We start from the raw sequence: 21,178 nt of genomic DNA, 5'->3' as shown, positions 1-21,178 counted from the left end.
TTAGCTATTCTTCTTTTTTCTATCGCCAACTAATCCTAGAAGTATCCCTAATCCTGCCAGTGCTAATCCAATTAGTTGATCTTGATTTTCTTTTCGTCCGGTTTGTGGAAGAGTTGCAGCCTTTTGTGAAGAATTAGCTTTAATTGTTGTAGCTTTTTTAGTATTCACACTGCTTTGCTCTTTAACTGGCTTGAATGAAACTGTAGAAGGTACACGTTTATTTGGAGTAGTAGGTATTTCAGCTTTAGAATTGGAAGCTGGTTGTTCTGGAACAGGTTTAGGAGTAACTGGACCAGTAGGTTTATTTGGAACTACATCTGGAACATATTTCACAGGAACATCTTCACCAAGTTTGCCTGGAACAGGATTTACTGGTTCGCCTGGCTTTCCAGTTTCAGGGTGATAACCAGGAACGTCAGGGACTTGACCAGAAGTAGTTTCATTAGGGTTATCAGGATTGGTTGGGAATTGTGGCTGTGGAGCATCAGGAATTGGCTTGCCATCAGGACCAACCGGAATAATGTGACCGTTTGGTGTGTAGGTCACAGTAATTACAGCGTTCGGCTTGTTCTTCGTTACTGTTGCCCCACCAGCAGTAGTTTCAGTTGTAGTGTAGCCCTTAATGACAGGAGTATTGATCTTACCAAATGTGTGGTCACCAGTTAAGTTATCAGCAATTTAAGAAATAAGCTAAAAGAAAAGATATTTTTAATGCCAGAATATGATACCCATAAATTATCAGTCTATGCGAATTTCGTGGATTTGTATGATTTTGATAGTAATCGGCAAATAATTAAACAGATTGTTAAAGCTTTAGAAAAGAAAAAAGTTGAAAGACAAGATGAAATATTATTTGCGATTTTGTTAAATGTGTTACAACAAGGAATTGAAGAAAAGAAGGATAGGGAAGCAAAAGGACTTATTGATTTAGGTAAGCAACTTAATGTACTTCCTGAATTTTTTCTTTATCGGGAAATGCTCACTTTTTACGAAGAACTGATTGCTTATCACAGTGATAAAAAAGAGATGCATTTAAAAAAGTGTGAATTGATTTTAGAAAGTTTTGAATGGGGCGGGATGCCTACTTTTGGTAAAGAAATGACAAAATTTTTTAATAAATATAAAGAGAAATAGACAAAAAAGGTGTTCGGGAAAAAAGTCTACTTTTAATTAATTTTGGACTTTTATTCAAAAGAAAAATCCTATTAAATCAAGGTTTATCAATACCAAGATTTAGTAGGATTTCTTAATTTCTGATTTTTTTCTCAGACACTTTTGTAAATAAAATTATAATCCTAAAATGCTCGATAAGTAATACATTCCTGCTAGCAGCAAGGTCATCAAGCCGATAAGACCAATCATAGTTGCCTGCAATTTCTTAGTTATCACAAGATAGGCGATAAATTCGCGAATGAATGCATTCAAGGTGAAGTACCATTTGGTTTTTGCGCCATAACCGATGCATTGCAGTCCTTGGCGTTTTGCTAAAACAAGCGCACGATAAACATGATAAGAGTTGGTGACTAGGCAAAAGCGTGAGTCGGGTTTCATTAACTTGTGGGAAAACTTGAGATTTTCGTTAGTTGTTTTGGATTTATCTTCAATGATGATGCCAGATTTAGGAACGCCATGCTCCTCAGCATAAGCTGCCATTGCATGAGATTCAGGAATTTCTTCGTCGGGACCTTGTCCGCCAGACATGATAATTTTTGAGCCAGGATTCCGCTTATAAATTTCAATTCCGCGGTTAATGCGACTGGCTAAAAGTGGTGTAACTTTTTTACCAATTAATCCCGCACCGAGCACTACAACGTAGTTTAATGGTTTTTGTCGAATATTAATTAAGTTAAGCCAAGACGTTAAAGTGTACATCACCATAATAAAGATTAGATAGAAGATGCTGAGTGACAAAAATAGATAAATGAAACGAAACCATGGCTGTGTATTAAAGCGACCAAGCAAGGGAAAACCAAAAATTAAAAATAGTATTGCTACTCCCATCCCTAAAGAGAGAAAGTTAGTCCATTTAGTTCCTTCTTTGAATAATATTTTAATGCCATTATAGACAAACATTAAAATGAGTAAAATCACGAATAAAAAGATTAATAATGCAATGCCGACAGCGAGTAAGAGTAAGATTTGCGAGATTATTTGATGATGACCGGGAAATTTGGTATCGATAATAATAATCGTATCAATAGCTAAAAATCCTAAAAACATCAAAGTGGTAGTCAAAGTGAATCCAGCCCACATTGACCGTCTTTCGTGAGTTAAAACAAAAATAAATATTTCTAAACTTGCTAGGAATAGTCCTAGAGACCAATAAAAAATCTCAAACATAGAATTCCCCCTTTTAGTCGAGTATATTTTCTCTATAAAGTAAATTTTAACAATATTTCAATGCAATTTGCTTTATAAGGTAAATTCATATGACTTTGTGCAAATAATTTCTTTATGAGGAAAATATATTCTGAATAAAAAATCTATTTTGTACCCCATGAGTGCATAGTGTGGGGTATAAAATGGATAAATTATGTACTAGGTAATAAATAGAATAATCTAAAAATATAAATGGAAACAAGTTTTGGAGAAGAAATACAATATTTCGGTGATTAAGAATTATAAAATGATAGTTAATTCTAAAAAGGCATAGTCAAGTGACTATGCCTTTGCTGTATCACCAGCAATTTTTGTTTTATTAAGCATTAATGAACTACCAACAACTGAAACAGATGAAAATGCCATAGCTAAACCTGCTAGCTCAGGGCTTAGAGTAAAGCCCAAACTAGCGAATAATCCAGCTGCAATTGGAATACCAATTGTATTGTAAATTAAAGCCCAGAAGAGATTCAACTTAATTCTGTTAAATGTCTTCTTAGAAATATCAAGTGCGCGAACTACGCCACGTAAGTCGTTTTGAACTAAGACAATACCGCCAGAGTCAATAGCAATATCAGTACCAGAGCCCATGGCAATTCCAACATCAGCTGTTGAAAGAGCAGGGGCATCATTGATACCATCCCCAACAAAGGCTACCTTGTCGCCATGTTGTTGAAGTTCTTGAATATGCTCAGCTTTTTCGTTTGGTAAAACACCAGCAATAACTTGGTCAATTCCAACTTCATTAGCAATTGCTTGAGCAACTTTTTCATTATCGCCTGTAAGCATTACTGTCTTTAATCCACGTTTCTTAAGTTCGCTGATAGCTTCTTTAGAGCTTGGCTTAGGAACATCTTGAATAGCAATTAAGCCAATGATTTCACGGTTTAGGCCGACATAAACAACAGTTTTAGCTTCTTCTTGTAATTTTGTAGCTTTTGTATTCATTTCCGGGGAAATATTGACATCAGCTAATAAGCGATTACTTCCTACAAAAGCTGTTTGATCATGATAATTAGCCTTAACGCCTTTACCTTCGATTGCTTCAAAGTCGCTAACTTTTTCGATTTGCAATTTTTCAGAATCTGCTTTTTTAACTATCGCTGTAGCAAGAGGGTGTTCAGAGGATTCCTCAAGACTTGCAGCAATAGTTAAAACTTGTTTTTCGTCACCGACAATATCAGTAACTTCAGGTTTACCAACCGTGATAGTACCTGTTTTATCAAAGACAACAGTATTTAAATCACTAACTTCTTGAAGAACCTCGCCATTCTTGATCAAAACTCCCATTTTAGCGCTACGAGCAGTACCAACCATTAAAGCGGTTGGAGTAGCAAGTCCTAAAGCACATGGGCAGGCAATAACGATCACACTAACTGCAAAAAGCATTGCTTTAACAGCGGTTGCTCCAAGGAATGAATACCAAATGATAAAAGTTAAAATGGCAATAATCATAACAGCAGGGACAAAAATATTAGAAATTTTATCTGTTAAGTTTTGAATTGGGGCATGACTAGTTTGAGCTTTTTTAACTAAGTCAACTATTTGAGCAAGCATGGTGTCAGAACCAACTTTAGTAGCTTTGAAAGTAATTGTGCCATTACTATTAATAGTTGATCCTACAACGGTGTCACCAACTTTTTTGACAACTGGCATACTTTCACCAGTAACCATTGATTCATCAAGTGTAGTAACCCCTTCTAGAATTTCACCATCAACTGGAATTTTTTCACCTGGCTTAACGCGAATAATGTCACCAACTTGAACTTGATCCAATGGAATTTTTACAAATTTACCATCTCTTTGAACTTCTGCATCTTTTGCTTGTAAACCCATTAATTTACCTAAGGCATTTGATGCGTTATCGTGCATCTTTTCTTCCATAGCGTCGCCTAATAAGACGAAGACCGTAACAAATGCTGCACTTTCAAAGTAAACTGGGCGGTTAGTGATCATGGCAAAGATACTGTAGAAGTAAGCAACTGCTGTACCGGTAGCGACTAAGGTATTCATATTAGCGCTATGCTTTTTAAAAGCAGCAATTGCACTTTTCCAATAAGGAAGGGCAGAAATCGCCATAATGATTGTAGTCGTAATAAGAGCAATCCAGTTATATCCCGGCATCATCCAATGGAAAGGCATTGCGAACATTTGAATAAGCATGGGGATAGAGAGGATAAACGATATCCAAAATCGCTTAATATTTGATAATTTCATTATTTAACAACAACCTTCCCATGAAACATGTCCATTCCGCAACTCCAATTATAAGTAGCCGGCTTGTCGGTCGGGATATTGACAATAACGTCTTTTTTGCCATCAAGTTTATCATCTATATCCAAGTCTTTAAAAACTACTTCGTTCATACAGCCCATATTGTCAGAAGGAATAAATTTTAATTGAGCTGGTTTACCTTGTTTAAAAGTAATAGTATTCGGTTTATAGCCATGATTTTCTGCATTGACGACGACTTTTTTAGTTTGTTTTTTTGAAAAAATACTCATTTTAGTAGTTCCTTTCTTTATTTAACAATTACTTTTCCATGAAACATGTCCATTCCGCAGGCAAAGTTATAAGTACCAGTCTTGTCGGTTGGAATATTAACTGTAGTGATTTTTTGTTTAGTTAGATCTTTATTAACGCCCAATTGTTCAAAGACAACGTGTGATAAGCAGGCAGTAGAATCGCGCATATCAAAGTTGACTTGAGCAGGTATCCCTTTCTTCAAAACTACAGTTGAGGGAGAGTATCCACCGTTAACTACAATTGTTGCAGTTTGTTCATCATTAACAATAGTTCCGCTTCCCGTAGCTTCTTTATGTTTGCCAAAGAACCACCAAACAATAAAGCCAATTAAAATTATTCCAATAATTAAGACAAGAATTTGACTAATATTCATTTTTAAGACCTCCTAACAAATGGTAGAGCCGTTTTTTAAACAGTTACATGGGACCATGTTGGGGGCTGTTTTTTCTTTTTGACTAATTTCTTCTTGCATCTTCATTAAATCGCCTTTAGAAATGGGTGAGTCCTTTAAAAGTTTTAGGATCACTTCGCCCTTATGCATGTCACACATTCGGTTTAATAAGGTTTTAGCTTCGTTGTACATCATGTCTGTCTGACTAACAGTAGCAGTGTAGGTATAACGTCGTCCTTCGTGCTTAGCAGTTAACCAGCCTTTTTGAACGAGACGTCTAATTAAAGTTTTGATAGTAGAATCTGACCAATCTTTTTTCGCCCGAAGTTCTTTTAGGATTTGCTTTGTATGAGTTTCACCTAATGTCCAGACAATACGCATTACTTCCCATTCACTGTCTGAAATGGAAGATAAATTTTTTTCGTTCATTATTACTTTCCCTTCGTTTACAAATGTAATCATATAACTTTTAGTTTACGTTTGTCAACATAAAATGATTAAAAAATAAGAGCTATTTTTGTAAAAATAGTTCTTATTCAAATAGAAATATTTTATTTATTTAAGTAAATTATTCGATCAGCCTGCTGAGCCTGCTCTAAATTATGGGTAACCATGATTACCGTTTTTTGATATTTGTCACGTAGCTGAATAATGTAATTTAAGGCTTCTCTAGCATGCTGATCGTCTAAAGCTCCAGTTGGTTCATCTGCTAAAACGAGATCCCCAGGCTTTAAAATAGTTCGAGCAAGGGCGACACGCTGCTGTTCTCCACCAGAAAGAATAGAAACTTGTTCATCTTTAGTATGGAATATGTCTAGCTCAGTAAGGATTTGATCAATTAATTTATCACGCCTATTATTATCTATTTTTTTAAAGTAAGTAGCCAAATAAAGATTTTCTTTGACTGTTTTATTAGAAATTAGGGCAAAACTTTGAAAGAGATAGTTAATCGTATTACGTCTTAACATGATTGCTCGTTTACTGTTGAGTGAAGGAAGAGGCTGTCCGAATAATTCGACTGTTCCATCGCTCCAATCTTCTAGTAAACCTAAAATGTTGAGCAGGGTGGATTTGCCACATCCTGATGGACCTACAATTGCGACGAATTCTTGTTGCTTGATTCTCATATTTAAATTATCAATGATAATTCTTTTTCCAAAATTTTTGGTAAGATTTTGAACTTTGATTACATCGATCATATTAGTCTAATTCCTTTCTATCATTTTTTGAGCAAAGTGAGTTTTTAATGCTAAATAAAAAATTAAAAGCTGTAAAATTAAATTTAAAATTTCTATTAGAACTCCAATCTTACTGTGGCTAATTAAGATAATGAGTAAAGCTCCTCCATTAATTGTGCTAATGATAATGAGTGGTAGAGTGTAAAGCTGTCTGAATGAGAAACCTAAAAACTGTTTAATCAGTAGAGTCTCATAGTTAAGCTTTTTGTAAGTAAAGGCTAAGACACCTACAAGTAAGATTAAGAGAATAATCAATAATATAATCACCAAACCGAACATAGCTAGAGTTTGCCAGAGTGATTTTTGAACCCCATCTATGTACTGCTGGACAGTCGCAAAGTTTAATTTATTGTCTGCTAAGTGATATTTAGATAAATTATCTGGAGAAAGAACTTGTTTACGCACTGCAGAATTTTTAAATTTAAACGAACCTCCTAATCCCGATGCAAATAAGTTACCTATTTCTACAAAAGAAAAGTTTTCTGGGCTGGCAACATAGATAATTGGAGAGCTGCTTACCGTTGGTTCTTGCGGAGTATTGTTCCAAAGAAAGATAGATTTTTGAGGATAATAGGTTATAAATTTGAATTTACGAGATCGAGTAAATTTAGTTGAAATATCTGAAGATCGAATGCCTTCTTGCATACTTTCTTTTATATAAGAGATAATTTTTCTTTTCTCAGCTCCGGAAATGTTATTAGGTAAGTAAATTACACGAATTCCATTTTGAGTAGCTTTTAATGCTTGATTGGAGAGAGTAAAGTTAATCGTTTTTAGGTAGTTGGGAGAGGCAGTTAAGATAGTGAAGGGATGAGAGGGCATTTCCTTATAGCCATCTGTTATTTGTTCAATATAAGTTTTAGAAGCATAAAAAGAGTTCACGAAATAAACTCCATCTTTATTAGCATAATGCCGGTAAAGGTCATAGAAATCGCGATTGATCTTAGAGGAGGTGTCGGCGTAAGAACGTACACTATCATTACCACTATCCATTGAAGCGAGAACTTCCATTTTAGAAACTGTATGCCATTGATGAGCTTGAGTTGCAGTTTCTGAAATTGATTTTACAGGCTGGTCAATGTAAAGACAGGTACCAATAACAACGCTCGTTAGTAACAAATAAAATCCAAAAAAGAAAGAATAAATTAATTTTTTAGGATAATATCCCTTAATCAGAGCAATATTTTTTGAAATAATAACTAAGCTTGCAGCACAGAAAAAAGTAAGACTAAAAATAAATGACGTAACAATTCCTGTCTTAATTCCTAAAGTAATGAAGCTAAGAGGAAAACGTAGATTAAAAATTGTTGAAAATACACAAAGAAAAAGTGCAGTCAAACTCAGGATAACTAAATATGGTTTAAAGATTTTAAACAAGATATCTTTTTTCGACCAACCTAATAAGATAAGATTTCCATATTCTTTGAGATTGTTTAAAAAAACTATTAGGAAAAAAGCTAAAAGTCCACAAGAAGTTAAGATAATTCCTAAAATAATGCTATCTTTAAGCAAGTCACCATTGCTAGCACTCCCGCTTTGAATAAATGTGAAGTCGCTTTTTTCGATGTCAGTTATTTTATGAAGCTGATTAATAATATTATCATAGGTCTGTTTATCGTTTACGCCAACAAGTTGATAGTTTCCACGAAGGGTATCTTCATTTTTTACTAGGCTTTCTAATTTTGAAACAGTAATTAGTGGAGAAAACCAAAAGCTTGAAATTGGAGCAAGTTGATTAATGGTTCCATTAGCTTGACCAATACTAGCGTTAGGATTAGAAGACTGGAGAACTTTGTTAATCTTAGACTTGTCTAATAGGGATTGGCCTCCAAAACTAAGTTGGACATCGATGGTTTTAGGAGTTCCCATAACACCAATATTAAATAGGTCGTCATTATTTTCTTTACGAACTAAGAGAAAGTTCTTCTGGTGAGAAACTTGATTCAAATAAGCTAGAATCTCATCTTTCTTTGTCGGTGGAATGTTATTAAGATAAAGAGTATAGGGGGACTGGTCGTTTAAATAATTGGTCCAGGTAGAAATGTATTGATCGCGTAAGCCTAAAAGGAGCCATAGAAAAATAAGAAAAGTTTGTAATATAAGTAAAGCGTACCCGACAAGAGAGGTACGCTTTGTTAACGTGCGCTTATTCATTAGCGACAGTTCCAATAAGCAGTTGCGTGAGTACGAGGGACGATCCAAGTATTAGCTACTGCTAAAGTACCCCTGCCTTTCCATCCAGACCAAACTCCGTTTGCAGTTGTACAATGTTGATAAATATGGCTTTGAACTTTTGAATAAGACCAAACTCCTGCTGTTCTACCATGTTCCCAGTATACAGGCGTTCCCCTATAGTAGACTGTTTGAGATGCCGCAAAAGCTGTTCCGGATGTGGTTAGTCCAAGAGTAACAAGACCTAAAACCGCCCATTTTTTTAAAGATTGTTTTTTCATTTTTCTTTCCTCCAAAAATATACAATTTAATTACTTGTTAAAAATTTGGGATAGTAGGATACATAGAATATCTCCTTTCCTTTTCTGATTCTGATGAGATAACTAAAATTATACGGACTATATTATAAAAAAATAAGAATGCTCGTATTTGAGCATTCTTATTTGGGCAATAAAGAACTAATTCGAGTATCTCCGCATTCTTCCAAGAGAGATTTAATAGCCTGTAGTTTAATAAAATCTTTCTTTAGAAAAGCTTTGAAGTATAAATTGATTATTCTGTAATGGCTTAAAGAGGGGTCAATAGAGAGATTATCAAGTAGGGTAAAGCATTGATACCAAATTTTTTTGTTAGGGGAAGAATGTGTGTAATAAAGATAATTAAGAGTGACAGATGAAATAAGTTTTTGAACTTTTAGAGAGAAAGTACTAATATTTGAATATTTTTTGATGACACTTGTCATATGAATATCTAAATTTTCTGGAGAAAGAAACATTGTTGCGCTTCCAAAGAAGGAAAGCATCATTAAATCGTTTGACCAATTTTCATTTTTGAAAAGTTGAAATTGAATATAATTTTTTACTTCACTAGGAACATCTTTTACATTTTGAGTTAGCATAGCTTTTAAAAGAATTATTTGGTAAATCGTGAATTTTGATAAAGACATTTTTTCAGATTTACCAAATAAATAGTTTAATTCATTTGTATTTTGTTCAAAAAATGCAGTCTTTAATTCATGTAGTAGCTGTGTTTCAGAATCTTTTCCTGTTTGTGGTGATAATACTTGCTTAAAAAAGAAGTCAGGAGAGATATGGTGAAATTCAAGGAGCTTGAGTAAAACCGAGGCAGAAATATCATGTAAATCTTTCTCAACTTTACCATATTGAGATCGAGACATGATATTTGCTGCCATTTCTTTTTGAGTTAAATTTAGTTTTAAACGTTCATCTTTTAAAGCTTCGCCAATTGTCATCGTTCATTCTCCAAAATAAAATTTATTTTTAGATTAAAACATTATTAATAAAATATTGCAAATATTTTCTAAGATGATATTATTTTAGATAAAATAATCTAAAAAATTGTGGTAATCTGTGTATTTGTTTCTAAATTAATCAGATAAAAAGGAAGGTGAGTAGATGGACGATAAAAGATGGATTGAACTAGCAAAAAGAAAAAAGCAAGATAAGTATTTTGGCATTATCAGCTTGTTGATTGCTTTGATGATGGTTTTCTTCACATTGAAAAATATTGGTTGGCTACTTACTTTCATTGTTGTAGCAGTTATTCTCTACTACTGGATTGATGTGGAGCAGATGCTTGAAGAGAGTAAGGTAATTAATAGGACGCAGAAGATTATTTTTATTATCCTTGGAATAATTTATGAGCTGACTAGTATTGTTTTTGCTTTCATTAATTTAAATTATTTATTACTAGCTTTTGGCATTATAAGTGCAGGATATTTAGGCTTTAAGACAAATACGGTATTTCGTAAAGATTTGAAGAATAAAAAAATGAAATTTGGGGAAAGTATAGTCGCAATTTGTCTCGGGCTTGGAGCTGCAATCTTGCTTATATTACTTACTCCTAAAGACATTCTTTGGCTCTTCCTTTTGATTTTTGCTTTAGCCTATAATCTGATTCACCTAATTGTCAGAATTAAGGTTGAACATGACGGAACTAACCGAAAACTATAGGAAAAGAAAGGAATGATTAGATGCGCCCAGACTTAATTATTAAAAATAGAAAATTAAACCATATGATCGGTGTGATTGGGATCATTCTGAGTATAATCATAATCTTTTTAGCCTTAAAAAATTTAAGTTGGTTGTATCGATTAGTGGGCGTATGTGGAATTATTTATTATCTTATTGATATGGAACAAAAATTAGAAGAAGACCATGTGATTACGAAAATAGTGCGAATTTTTATGGTTGTAATTGATATTTTTTACATTGTATTTAGTATGATTTTTGCTTTTGTAAACGTTGATCTTTTACTAAGACTATTTGGAATTGCGGGCTCAGGCTATTTAGGATTTAAGTTCTATCAATTAGTTAGAGAGGAAATTCTTAATAAGAATCTGAAGTTAGCTGATAGTTTAGTAGCAACTTTTTTAGGCGTTTTTCCAGCTATTTTACTAATTATTTATGCGTTTATTGCGTTTTGGATAATTTTATTAGCATTAACTTTGCTATATAATTTAGTCCATTTGATAGTTAGAATTAAAATCGAACGTGGTCCAACGAATCGACAATTCTAAAATAAAAAAAGGTAGAGTATTCGATTTTCAGGTCGAGTACCCTACCTTTTTGTGAAAAATACTATACGTAAAAATTTTTTAATTAAATCAAAATTCCATTACAATGATCAACCTCATGTTGAATTACTTCAGCAGTAAAATCAGAGAAATTTTGTTGCCGAGTTTCTAAATTTTCATTTTGATATTTAACTGTAATGTTCTTGTATCTTTCAGTTGGGCGTTCGCCAGTTAAAGAAAGACATCCCTCGTACGCTAAATATTTATCATCTTGGGTCACAATGATTGGGTTAAGCATCACAATTGGGAGTGGTCCAACAAATAAAGCAATAATTCGCTTTTGAACACCAATCATATTTGCGGCTAGACCGGCTGCTCTATCCTTATTAGCGAGTAAAGTGTCCTTTAAATCAGTAGCTGCTCCTAAATCTTGTTTAGTTGCTGGTAGAGACTTAAATTTTAAAGAAAGTTCATCATGAACAATAGGTTTGACTGCCATAAAAATAATTCTCCATTGTTATTTTTATCCTAATTATCGCATATTACTTACAGAAAATTTAAGTTTAATTATTTTTTCTTTCTTTAATTGCAAGACGAATCGAATTTATTACCCAGGCAATAATGATCAATATCCCTACAAATAATGAAAGATAGCCTAATGGAAATAAGAAAAAGTTTTCGTGTAAAACACCGCTACGATCAATGTAAGAAACAGAAATAGCACTAAGTAAGAAGAAAATAATTCCTAAAATAATGAATACATTCTCGATGATAGTAGTGACCATATTAAATTTTTCCGCACGTGTTCTTTTACCATCATTAATCAAAATTTGCTCAATTTTATTCATCTTTTTATCTTCTAAAATTAATTCATCGAGGGAAACATCAAATGTTTCTGCAATCAAATAATCATTTCAAAATCTGGAAGGTTACGATTATTTTCTCAGTTAGAGATCGCCTGTCTAGTTACATTCAGTTTCTTGGCCATCTCTTCCTGAGTTAAGTTCTTTTCTAAGACATTTTATTCGTTCGTTGAATTCCATTTTGCCTCACCTCATAATTTAATTTAATGAAAATTGAGTCGAAAAAACAAGCTAGCAATGCCTGCATCTTAAGAGATAGCGTTACTAGCTTGAAAAAAGATTATTAATTAGCCCATATTAGTAATTAAGAAGAAGATAACGAATATTACAAACAAAATATACATCATTGGTGATACTTCTTTATAGCGCTTAGAAGCAATCATTGTAATTGGATAAGCAATCATCCCTAAGGCTAAGCCATCAGAAATTGAGTACGTTAAAGGCATACCAACTACTACTAAGAAGGAGGGGAAGGCAATTTCAAAGTTGTCCCAATGAATGTATTTAAGATTTCCTGCCATCAACACTCCAACAATGATTAAGGCTGGAGCTGTTACAGTGGTTGGAATTACTGCTAAAAGTGGACTGAAGATCATTGAGATTAAGAATAGAATACCAACGAAAATAGCAGTTAAACCAGTTCTACCGCCCATTGCGATACCGGCACTTGATTCAACAGAGGTACCAAGTGGAGCGGTACCTAGAACAGACCCTTCAACCATAGCTAGGGAATCTGACAAGAAAGCTTTTCCGATCCGTGGAATTTTGCCGTTTTTATCAACCATTCCAGCTTGTTGTGTCATACCAATTAAGGTACCAGCAGTATCAAAGAATGTAACAAGTAAGAATGTTAAAACAACCATAAATAGTTGTGGTGTATTGATATCTTTTAAGTGGAATACTGCTTGACCTAAAGTAGGTGCAATACTTGGAGCTCCAGAAACGATACCATGTGGCATTGGAATTTGACCAATAACCATTCCGAAAATAGCAGTTACAATCATTCCGATGAAAATTGAGCCCGGTACTTTAGCTGCCATTAAGATGACTGTTAAGATTAAACCAAATAAGGTGATCCAAACTGCTGGATTGTTAAATGAACCAAGACCAACAAGAGATGATTTATTGTCGACGATCAATTTACCATTTTGCAATCCAATAAAAGCAATGAACAAGCCAATACCAGCAGAAATTGCATATTTTAAATCTTGAGGAATTGCATCAACAACTTTTTCACGAAGTTTTAAAACAGTAATCAAAATGAATAAAATTGAAGCTACTAATACACTAGCTAGAGCAGTTTGCCAATTGATATGCATCCCGATAACAACGTTATATGAGAAAAAGGCCGCACTACCAAGTGTTGGTGCTAAGGCAATAGGATAATTTGCAATAAATCCCATTAAGAAACAACCAATTGCTGTTGCAATTGCAGTAACAGTAAAGGCAGCTCCTTTATTAATACCAGCTGCACTTAAAATATTAGGGTTAACAAAAAGGATGTATGACAATGAAACAAACGTAGTTAAGGCTGCAATTAATTCGCGTTTGACATTAGTATGAGCATCCTCTAAATGAAAGATTTTGTCTAAAAATTGCATCATTTCACCAACATAAAATAAAAATGAAAAAGGGACACAGTTTACCCGAGAGCCACGGGTAAAAGATGTCCTTTAAAGCAATTTATGACGTCTGATACCTATAGTCCTGAATTTATGGCTCAGGGTAGATACTGTCGACCTTATTTCGACGATATATAGATAACTTGATTGTTAAGTATTCTAGCAGAAATTTATCGTATACGCAAATCGAATTAAGAATTAGAGAAAAATAAAAAGGGTACTAAACCCTTTTTGCTAATTTATTTAAATCGTTTATTTCACATTCAGAACTACGAAGTAAATGGCGAAGACAAAGAATAAAATCCACATCATTGGTGTGATTTCTTTGAATCTCTTAGCAGCAAGCATTGATACTGGGTAAATAATTAAGCCCCAGCCGAGACCATCTGAAATTGAGTAGGTAAGAGGCATACCGAGTGCAATTAAGAAACATGGAATTGCAATTTCAAGATCAGTCCAGTGTACGTGTGCTAAGTTTTCAGCCATTAAAACTCCAACGATGATTAAAGCAGGAGCAGTTACTTGGGTGGTAAAGACACTTAAGATTGGGCTGAAGATGGTTGAGATTAAGAAGAAGATACCAACCCAGACCGCGGTCAAACCAGTTCTACCACCAACTGCGATACCAGCACTTGATTCAACAAAGGCACCAACTGGTGAGGTACCAAGAACAGAACCAACTAACATACCGGATGAGTCGGCAGCTAAAGCTTCACCGGCTCGTGGCATTTTGTTATTTTTCATTAAGCCGGCTTGTTGAACAAGTCCAATCAAAGTACCAGTCGTATCAAAGAAGGTAACAAGCAAGAAAGTGAAGACAACAATCCACATTTGAACGGTGTTGATATCGCTAATATGGAAAACAGCTTGACCAAAAATTGGTGAAAGACTTGGAACGCCTGAGATGAATGCTTTTGGCATTGGAATTTGACCAATTGTAATCCCAAAGACAGCAGCTACGATCATCCCAATAAAGATTGCCCCAGGAACTTTAGCAATCATTAAGAAAATAGTCACAACTAAACCAAAGATTGTGATCCAAACAAGTGGATTGTTCAAAGCACCAATAGTAACTAAGGTAGAATCACTTTTACTAATTAACTTACCGCCTTGAAGACCGATAAAGGCAATAAATAAACCAATACCAGCTGAGATCGCATATTTAATGTCGCTAGGGATGGCATCGATAATCATCTCACGTACTTTAAATACAGTTAATAAGATGAAAAGAATCGAAGCAACAAAAACAGCAGCTAAGGCAGTTTGCCATTTAACATGCATTCCTAAACAGACCGTATAGGTAAAAAATGCGTTAAGTCCCAGCGTTGGAGCCGACGCAATAGGGTAATTGGCAACTAGTCCCATTACAATACACGTGAAAGCAGCGGATAAGGCAGTTGCGGTAAAAAGAGCACCTTTATTCATGCCGCTTGCTCCTAAGACAGCTGGGTTAACAAATAGAATGTAAGACATACTTACAAATGTAGTTAATCCAGCTAAAAACTCTGTTTTAAATGAAGTGCGGTTTTCATTTAAATGGAAAAATTTACCAATTGAATTCATGTAATCCTCCAGATATGGTAATGTTCGTATTTTAAAGAAAAAGAAGTCTTAAAATGATTTACTTATGTCCTTAATCATCTAAAAGCGAATCTTCAACTAAAATTATATCTAAAATATTAACTATTTCAAGAACAATAGTCAAAATCATTCGATTAAACTAATCTAAAGGAAGACAGTAGTAACTAAAATGGCATATTTTTGACAGGATACGAACATTATCACCTGGGAAATATAATATTTTATAATTTAAATATTGACTTTAACTTTGCGTCAATTGCTATCTTGAAGCTAGGAGGTGAAAGTAATGCAAGAAAAATATTCGATTGGTGAAGTGGCAAAAATGTTAGACATAAGTACTAGGACTTTGAGATTCTATGATGAAAAAGATCTTGTTAAGCCTGCTTATATTGAAGAAAATGGTTATCGTTTTTATGAAAAAGAGCAAATAAAACAAATAGAATTAATTTTATTTCTAAAAGATATTGGCTTTTCATTAAAACAAATAAAAATACTCGTTCAAGATCAGCATGGAAAGCAATCGCTTGAGTTACTTCTAAAGCAGCAATATCAAGAAAATAAACAAAAAATTAATGAATTGACTGCAAAGCAAAAACAAATCGAATATTTACAAAAAATAGGTGTTTTATCTGCTGCATTAACTAATTTTTCTGACATTACAAGCATTATGAGAAAAGAAAACAAAATGACTACAGTAAGACGAAAAATATTAATTTTTCTAATTATGTTAATAATAATTGAATTGATAGGTATTAGCTTAATGTATGCATTACGATTAAGTCCGATTATAGCTATAGTGATAGCTTTATTAGGAGCTGTATTTTTTTCAAAATACTATTACGACCGCGTTGAATATGTATGTCCTAATTGCGGGAATATCTTTATTCCGTCATTTTTAGCCTTTAATTTAGCTCCACATACACCTAAGTTTAGAAAATTAACTTGTCCAAAATGTGGAAAGAAATCGTATTGCTTAGAAATTAGCAGAGAATAAAGAATTATAAACGATATTTCTCATTGCGATATGATATAATTGGACATGAAAAAAGGAGATCCGAAGATCTCCTTGTACAGCCCGCTTTAAGAGCGGTGGCTAGATGATTATAGAAACATTGAAAACGGCGCTCTATAACTCGCCAAAGTTATAAGTAGAGCGGCGTTTTTATTTTTTGTGGTGGTCGATGTAAGTTAGCAGGCCTAACAAAAACGTACCAAACAAAAGTATCAAAGAGATACTTTCGTAAACCGACATGGTTGAACCCTTTCTGCAGTATATTGACCATAGGCCTCACCTCCGGGAGAAAAAATAACCGCCGCTCATAAAACTTTCTGCATGAATGATTATAGAGAAAGTCGGTTTGTAAAAGAAGGCGAACAAGTCAAAAAAGATTAACCAAATTGGTAAAGATTGTATTCAAAGTTTGAATATTGAAACTTTTGCTGGGATGGAATTATTCCTCTTTTTTAATTTTAATAAAAACTAAAGTCATCGCTGCAATACTAATGTAAAAATTAAGATAATACCGTTATATAAGTTTTTACTCGAACATAGTAGAAAGCAATAAAAAATACCGATTATCAAGATGGATGATAAATCGGTATTTTTATTAGTAAATTTTATCCTACTTAAAATTTAAAACCCATAAGAAGATAATAAATACTACAAATAGTACCCACATCATTGGGCTAACTTCTTTACCACGTTTTGCAGAAACCATACAAATTGGGTAAGTAATCATTCCTAATGCCAAACCGTCAGAAATTGAGTAGGTAAGTGGCATACCAAGTAAGATCAAGAATGCAGGCACTGCAATTTCTAACTTGTTCCAGTGAATGTGCGCAGTATTTTGTGCCATTAAAACCCCAACAATGATTAAGGCAGGAGCAGTTACTTGAGTAGTAAAGACTCCAAGTAGTGGACTAAAGATCATTGAGATTAAGAAGAAGAGAGCAACAAAGACAGCAGTTAAACCAGAACGTCCACCAACTGCAATACCAGCACTTGATTCAACAAAGGCACCAACAGGTGAAGTACCGAAGATTGAACCAAACATCATAGCAGTTGAATCAGCTGCGAGTGCTTTACCAACACGTGGCATTTTATTGTTTTTCATAAAGCCAGCTTGTTGAGCAAGACCAATTAAAGTACCAGCAGTATCAAAGAAAGTAACAAGTAAGAAGGTTAAAACGACAACCCACATTTGAAGTGAATTAATGTCCTTAACGTGGAAAATTGCTTGTCCAAAGGTTGGTGCAAGGCTTGGCGCTAAAGAAATAAACTTATGTGGTACAGCAATTTGACCAGTACAAATACCGAAAATTGATGCTGCAATCATTCCGATGAAAATTGCACCTGGAACGCCTAAGATCATTAAAATTACAGTAACGATTAAGCCAAAAATCGTGATCCAAACAAGTGGATTATGAAGTGATCCTAAACCAACTAAAGTCGACTTGTTAGCAACAATTAAACCACCATTTTGTAAACCGAGGAAGGCAATAAAAAGACCGATACCTGATGAAATGGCAAATTTTAAGTCTGAAGGAATTGAATCAATAATCTTTTCTCTTAACTTAAATAAAGTAATTAAAATGAAAATAATTGATGCAACGAAAACACTAGCTAACGCGGTTTCCCAGGATACTTTCATACCAATACATACTGTATAAGCAAAGAAGGCGTTAATACCTAAAGCAGGTGCTTCACCAATTGGATAATTAGCTACAATACCCATGATTGCTGTACCAAGAGCGGCAGCTAGGGCAGTAGCAGTGAAAACAGCTCCCGTATTCATGCCACTAGCACCAAGAACACTTGGATTAACAAAAAGGATGTAAGACATACTAATAAAGGTAGTTAGACCTGCAATGAATTCAGTTCTAATATTAGTTCCCAACTTTTCTAAATGAAAGTAGTTTTTTATAAAATTCATTTTGTCCTCCAGACATAATGTTCGTTTTTTAGCTTTAAATAAGCAACTTTTACAGTGTAGCATTCAAATAAATAAATGTAAACACGAATTTTAATTCGAGAAAGCGCTAAAAAAGCTATGTAGAGTGTTTAATTGGTACTTAGTGAATTATTTCATAATAGCTTTTATTTAATAAATAGATTAAACAGTCCTAAAATTAAGATAGATAGAAACCTACTGAATGATTGGAGGAAAATTTGATGACAACTTACTATAAGGGCTTTCCACAAAGTACTAGAGAAGAAAAATTACATATGGTTAATTTGAATGAACTAGAAAATGAAGCAAAATATGTAATACCAGAAGCAGCCTACTACTACATAGCTAGTGGAGCTGAAAACGAATGGACTTGGCGTAATAATACGCAGGCATTTAATCATTTTCAAATTGTTCCTCGTGCTCTAACTGGAATGCAGGATCCGGAATTAAATACTGAATTTTTAGGGATGAAGTTAAAGACTCCTGTTATGATCTGTCCAATTGCCTGTCATGGTATTGCTAATGCAGAAGCAGAAATTGATACTGCTAAGGGTGCAAAGGCTGCAGGTTCCTTGTTTGGAATGAGTACATATGCTAATAAGAGTGTTCAAGAGGTTCAAGCAGCAGTTGGAGATTCTCCTCGTTATATGCAGTTGTACCTAAGTAAAAATTGGGACTTTAATAAGATGGTAATTGAAGAATCTGTTAAAGCTGGTTTCACTGGTTTCTTCTTAACAGTAGATGCACTAGTTAGTGGTTATCGTGAAGCAAACTTGCGGACTAATTTCACTTATCCTGTACCACTTGCTTTCTTTAATGAGTGGAATGGCGGAAAAGGTGAAGGTCAAAGTGTTGCTCAAATGTATGCCTCCTCTGCACAAAATATTGGACCAGACGATATTCGGAAGATTAAGGAAATTGCCGATGTGCCTGTAATTGTTAAGGGTATTGAATGCGCAGAAGATGCAATGCTTGCAATTGGTGCTGGAGCAGACGGAATTGTAGTTTCTAACCACGGAGGACGTGAAGTTGACGGAGCTCCTGCTACAATTGATGTTTTGCCAGAAATTGCTAAAGCTGTTAAGAGTTATGACCACCGTGTTCCAATTATTCTTGATGGCGGTGTTCGTCGTGGTTCTCATATCTTTAAGGCATTAGCATTGGGTGCCGACTTAGTTGGTATTGGACGTCCATTCTTATATGGTTTAGCACTTGGTGGTGCCCAAGGTGTTCAATCAGTTATTGAACAATTGAATAAAGAATTGTTAATTGATATGCAATTAACTGGTTGTAAAACAATTGAAGATATTAAACATGCTAAGATTGATCATATTGACTATACAGCTGATTGGGGAATTTCTTCAACGAGTAAGAGTGTTATGAAGCCATATCCTGTTACTAAAGAAAATCAATTAACTGGTGAAGCAGCCGATGCCGTCAGCGGTGCTTCAAGACATTAGTTTAATGGGATGAATATATGAAAAAACTGCGATCCAACACGATCGCAGTTTTTGCTTTATTTAACTAAATTAGGTTTCCAATTTTCGTCAAGCTTACCCATTTCTTTGAGTTTAGCAACGATTTGGTTCAAGACTTCTTGACGATCTTCTTCACTAGCCATGAAGTCTAATTTATCACCATCAATAGTCATTTTTGGTGAATAATCATACTTCTCATACCATGGCTTGTAGTAGCGGAGCAGGCGCTTGTAATAGTCTTCTAAACTTGGATCATAACTCAATTGTTCATAATTACGACCACGTTTTTGAATACGTTTAAGCATGGTATCGTATGAAACATCGATATGGACAAGCAGATCAGGATTCTTTTTAGGCATCCGATCTAATTCACTCATCATATTATGTAGAAGTTCGTAATATGTATCTACTTCTTCTTTAGTTGCACGACCAATATCGGCATTCATTTGGAAGAAAAGTGCTTCTTCGTAGATAGAACGATCAAGTACGTTATTATCGTCAGTTAACGCTGCTTTAATACTTTGGAAGCGAGTATTTAAGAAATAAACTTGCAATAAAAAAGCGTACTTTTTGGGATTTTCGTAGAATAATGGCAAAACAGGATTATCGTCTACACTTTCATAAAAAGGATTAGTACCTAAATATTTAGATAGAATACCTGTTAGACTGGATTTTCCGGCTCCAATGGGACCACTTAATACAATAACTGTCATCACGTTCCTTCTATTCGTTAACTAGTTCAAATTACCTATCTCAGCAAGTTTTTGATCGATTGTGCTGATAACTTTCTTTCGTGCATCTTCATTGGCAACAAAGTCGTATTTATCACCATCAATCATCATCTTTGGGGATGCATTATATTTTTCATACCAAGGCTCATAATAGGATAAAAGACGTGCATAGTAGTCTTTTAGATCTGGATCAGTTGATAATTGCTCAAACTTCCGGCCCCGCTTTTGAATGCGATAAAGCATGGTATCAAGAGATACATGAATATAGATTAGAAGATCAGGTTTCTTACTTGGATTACCTGGTGCTTGTTCCATCATGTTCTCAAGTAAGCTGTCATAGATCTTAAACTCAGTAGGATCTGCAATACCACTATCAACATTCATTTTGAAAAATAAAGCATCTTCGTAAATGGAACGATCAGACACACTGTTGTGATCGCGAATAGCTTGGTTGATTTGAGCCAAACGGTGATTTAGAAGATAGGTATTTAAAAGAAAAGTATAGTGTGCCATGTCTTTATAATAAAGTGGCAAAATTGGGTTGTTATCTACGCCTTCATAAAAGGCTTGGGTGCCTAGATGTTCTGCAAGAAGACTGGTTAAACTGGATTTTCCGGCTCCAATAGGCCCGCTCAATACAATAACTGTCATCACGTTCTTTCTACAATATATAGTTTGCTTTAATAGTGTAATTCAATATCTGGTATGAA

General features: G+C 34.3%; 22 protein-coding genes, 1 pseudogene and 1 riboswitch. Of the genes and pseudogenes, 5 read left to right on the top strand and 18 right to left on the bottom strand.

The annotated features are described in order from the left end of the window. Positions 1-678, bottom strand: coding sequence for a mucin-binding protein (locus H1A07_RS09155; protein WP_420889513.1), 678 nt, complete (start codon positions 676-678; stop codon positions 1-3). Positions 679-711: 33 nt separating this feature from the next. On the opposite strand from H1A07_RS09155, the gene H1A07_RS09150 reads away from it, so the two are divergent. Continuing rightward, entirely contained in the window at positions 712-1,134 is a 423-nt protein-coding gene (locus tag H1A07_RS09150; protein WP_244974128.1) for an Rgg family transcriptional regulator, read from the top strand. Positions 1,135-1,287: 153 nt separating this feature from the next. Here H1A07_RS09150 and H1A07_RS09145 read toward each other — a convergent pair whose 3' ends face one another. The 9 genes from H1A07_RS09145 to H1A07_RS09105 form a co-directional block, all read right to left on the bottom strand. After that, positions 1,288-2,340: a YdcF family protein gene (locus H1A07_RS09145; protein ID WP_210145004.1), complete on the bottom strand. Its 1,053-nt coding sequence runs from the start codon at positions 2,338-2,340 to the stop codon at positions 1,288-1,290. Positions 2,341-2,661: 321 nt separating this feature from the next. Beyond that, positions 2,662-4,596: a copper-translocating P-type ATPase gene (locus tag H1A07_RS09140; RefSeq protein WP_210145003.1), complete on the bottom strand. Its 1,935-nt coding sequence runs from the start codon at positions 4,594-4,596 to the stop codon at positions 2,662-2,664. After that, the gene (locus H1A07_RS09135) at positions 4,596-4,883 is read right to left on the bottom strand and encodes a cupredoxin domain-containing protein (protein ID WP_210145002.1); all 288 of its coding nucleotides are present in this window, start codon (positions 4,881-4,883) and stop codon (positions 4,596-4,598) included. The genes H1A07_RS09140 and H1A07_RS09135 overlap by 1 nt, the downstream gene beginning before the upstream one ends. Before the next feature lie 17 nt (positions 4,884-4,900). Beyond that, positions 4,901-5,278, bottom strand: coding sequence for a cupredoxin domain-containing protein (locus H1A07_RS09130; RefSeq protein WP_210145001.1), 378 nt, complete (start codon positions 5,276-5,278; stop codon positions 4,901-4,903). Between the two features lie 12 nt (positions 5,279-5,290). Continuing rightward, complete coding sequence (locus H1A07_RS09125) at positions 5,291-5,725, bottom strand: CopY/TcrY family copper transport repressor (protein WP_057718552.1); 435 nt, start codon at positions 5,723-5,725, stop codon at positions 5,291-5,293. A 122-nt stretch (positions 5,726-5,847) separates the two neighbouring features. Beyond that, positions 5,848-6,495, bottom strand: coding sequence for an ABC transporter ATP-binding protein (locus H1A07_RS09120; RefSeq protein ID WP_210145000.1), 648 nt, complete (start codon positions 6,493-6,495; stop codon positions 5,848-5,850). A gap of 6 nt (positions 6,496-6,501) precedes the next feature. Then, a complete protein-coding gene (locus H1A07_RS09115; RefSeq protein WP_210144999.1) occupies positions 6,502-8,481 on the bottom strand; it encodes a hypothetical protein in 1,980 nt (659 codons plus the stop codon). A gap of 206 nt (positions 8,482-8,687) precedes the next feature. Then, on the bottom strand, positions 8,688-8,987 hold the full coding sequence (locus H1A07_RS09110) for a hypothetical protein (protein WP_210144998.1): 300 nt from the start codon (positions 8,985-8,987) through the stop codon (positions 8,688-8,690). A 158-nt stretch (positions 8,988-9,145) separates the two neighbouring features. Next, positions 9,146-9,958: a helix-turn-helix domain-containing protein gene (locus H1A07_RS09105; RefSeq protein ID WP_094499233.1), complete on the bottom strand. Its 813-nt coding sequence runs from the start codon at positions 9,956-9,958 to the stop codon at positions 9,146-9,148. A 163-nt stretch (positions 9,959-10,121) separates the two neighbouring features. On the opposite strand from H1A07_RS09105, the gene H1A07_RS09100 reads away from it, so the two are divergent. Continuing rightward, on the top strand, positions 10,122-10,679 hold the full coding sequence (locus H1A07_RS09100) for a beta-carotene 15,15'-monooxygenase (protein ID WP_210144997.1): 558 nt from the start codon (positions 10,122-10,124) through the stop codon (positions 10,677-10,679). 20 nt (positions 10,680-10,699) lie between these two features. Then, positions 10,700-11,245 (top strand): hypothetical protein, encoded by a 546-nt coding sequence (locus tag H1A07_RS09095; RefSeq protein WP_057718563.1) that lies wholly within the window; start codon positions 10,700-10,702, stop codon positions 11,243-11,245. Positions 11,246-11,327: 82 nt separating this feature from the next. On the opposite strand, the gene H1A07_RS09090 is transcribed toward H1A07_RS09095, so the two are convergent. The 4 genes and pseudogenes from H1A07_RS09090 to H1A07_RS09075 all read right to left on the bottom strand — a co-directional run bounded on the left by H1A07_RS09090 (position 11,328) and on the right by H1A07_RS09075 (position 15,290). After that, on the bottom strand, positions 11,328-11,741 hold the full coding sequence (locus tag H1A07_RS09090; protein ID WP_210144996.1) for a peptide deformylase: 414 nt from the start codon (positions 11,739-11,741) through the stop codon (positions 11,328-11,330). Positions 11,742-11,805: 64 nt separating this feature from the next. Beyond that, a pseudogene (locus tag H1A07_RS10500) lies at positions 11,806-12,285 on the bottom strand (helix-turn-helix domain-containing protein). Positions 12,286-12,392: 107 nt separating this feature from the next. Continuing rightward, on the bottom strand, positions 12,393-13,706 hold the full coding sequence (locus H1A07_RS09080; protein ID WP_210144995.1) for an NCS2 family permease: 1,314 nt from the start codon (positions 13,704-13,706) through the stop codon (positions 12,393-12,395). Positions 13,707-13,787: 81 nt separating this feature from the next. After that, a riboswitch (purine riboswitch) is annotated at positions 13,788-13,885 on the bottom strand. A gap of 94 nt (positions 13,886-13,979) precedes the next feature. Then, on the bottom strand, positions 13,980-15,290 hold the full coding sequence (locus tag H1A07_RS09075; RefSeq protein WP_210144994.1) for an NCS2 family permease: 1,311 nt from the start codon (positions 15,288-15,290) through the stop codon (positions 13,980-13,982). Between the two features lie 304 nt (positions 15,291-15,594). On the opposite strand from H1A07_RS09075, the gene H1A07_RS09070 reads away from it, so the two are divergent. Next, on the top strand, positions 15,595-16,302 hold the full coding sequence (locus H1A07_RS09070; protein ID WP_210144993.1) for a MerR family transcriptional regulator: 708 nt from the start codon (positions 15,595-15,597) through the stop codon (positions 16,300-16,302). 168 nt (positions 16,303-16,470) lie between these two features. Here the strand turns inward: H1A07_RS09070 and H1A07_RS09065 are convergent, their stop codons facing one another. Then, the gene (locus H1A07_RS09065) at positions 16,471-16,560 is read right to left on the bottom strand and encodes a putative holin-like toxin (RefSeq protein ID WP_143464330.1); all 90 of its coding nucleotides are present in this window, start codon (positions 16,558-16,560) and stop codon (positions 16,471-16,473) included. A 370-nt stretch (positions 16,561-16,930) separates the two neighbouring features. Further along, entirely contained in the window at positions 16,931-18,241 is a 1,311-nt protein-coding gene (locus H1A07_RS09060) for an NCS2 family permease (RefSeq protein WP_210144992.1), read from the bottom strand. Between the two features lie 239 nt (positions 18,242-18,480). Here H1A07_RS09060 and H1A07_RS09055 point away from each other — a divergent pair, with 239 nt between their 5' ends. Further along, complete coding sequence (locus H1A07_RS09055; RefSeq protein ID WP_210144991.1) at positions 18,481-19,719, top strand: alpha-hydroxy-acid oxidizing protein; 1,239 nt, start codon at positions 18,481-18,483, stop codon at positions 19,717-19,719. A gap of 56 nt (positions 19,720-19,775) precedes the next feature. Here H1A07_RS09055 and H1A07_RS09050 read toward each other — a convergent pair whose 3' ends face one another. Further along, positions 19,776-20,450 (bottom strand): deoxynucleoside kinase, encoded by a 675-nt coding sequence (locus H1A07_RS09050; protein ID WP_210144990.1) that lies wholly within the window; start codon positions 20,448-20,450, stop codon positions 19,776-19,778. Between the two features lie 21 nt (positions 20,451-20,471). Then, a complete protein-coding gene (locus H1A07_RS09045; RefSeq protein ID WP_210144989.1) occupies positions 20,472-21,122 on the bottom strand; it encodes a deoxynucleoside kinase in 651 nt (216 codons plus the stop codon). Positions 21,123-21,178 lie beyond the last annotated feature (56 nt).

Origin of the sequence: Lactobacillus taiwanensis (genome assembly GCF_017894345.1) — a bacterium.
Taxonomy (GTDB): Bacteria; Bacillota; Bacilli; order Lactobacillales; family Lactobacillaceae; genus Lactobacillus; species Lactobacillus taiwanensis.
Note: the sequence above shows the minus strand (reverse complement) of the source record. Positions and strands in the feature narration are given on the sequence as shown.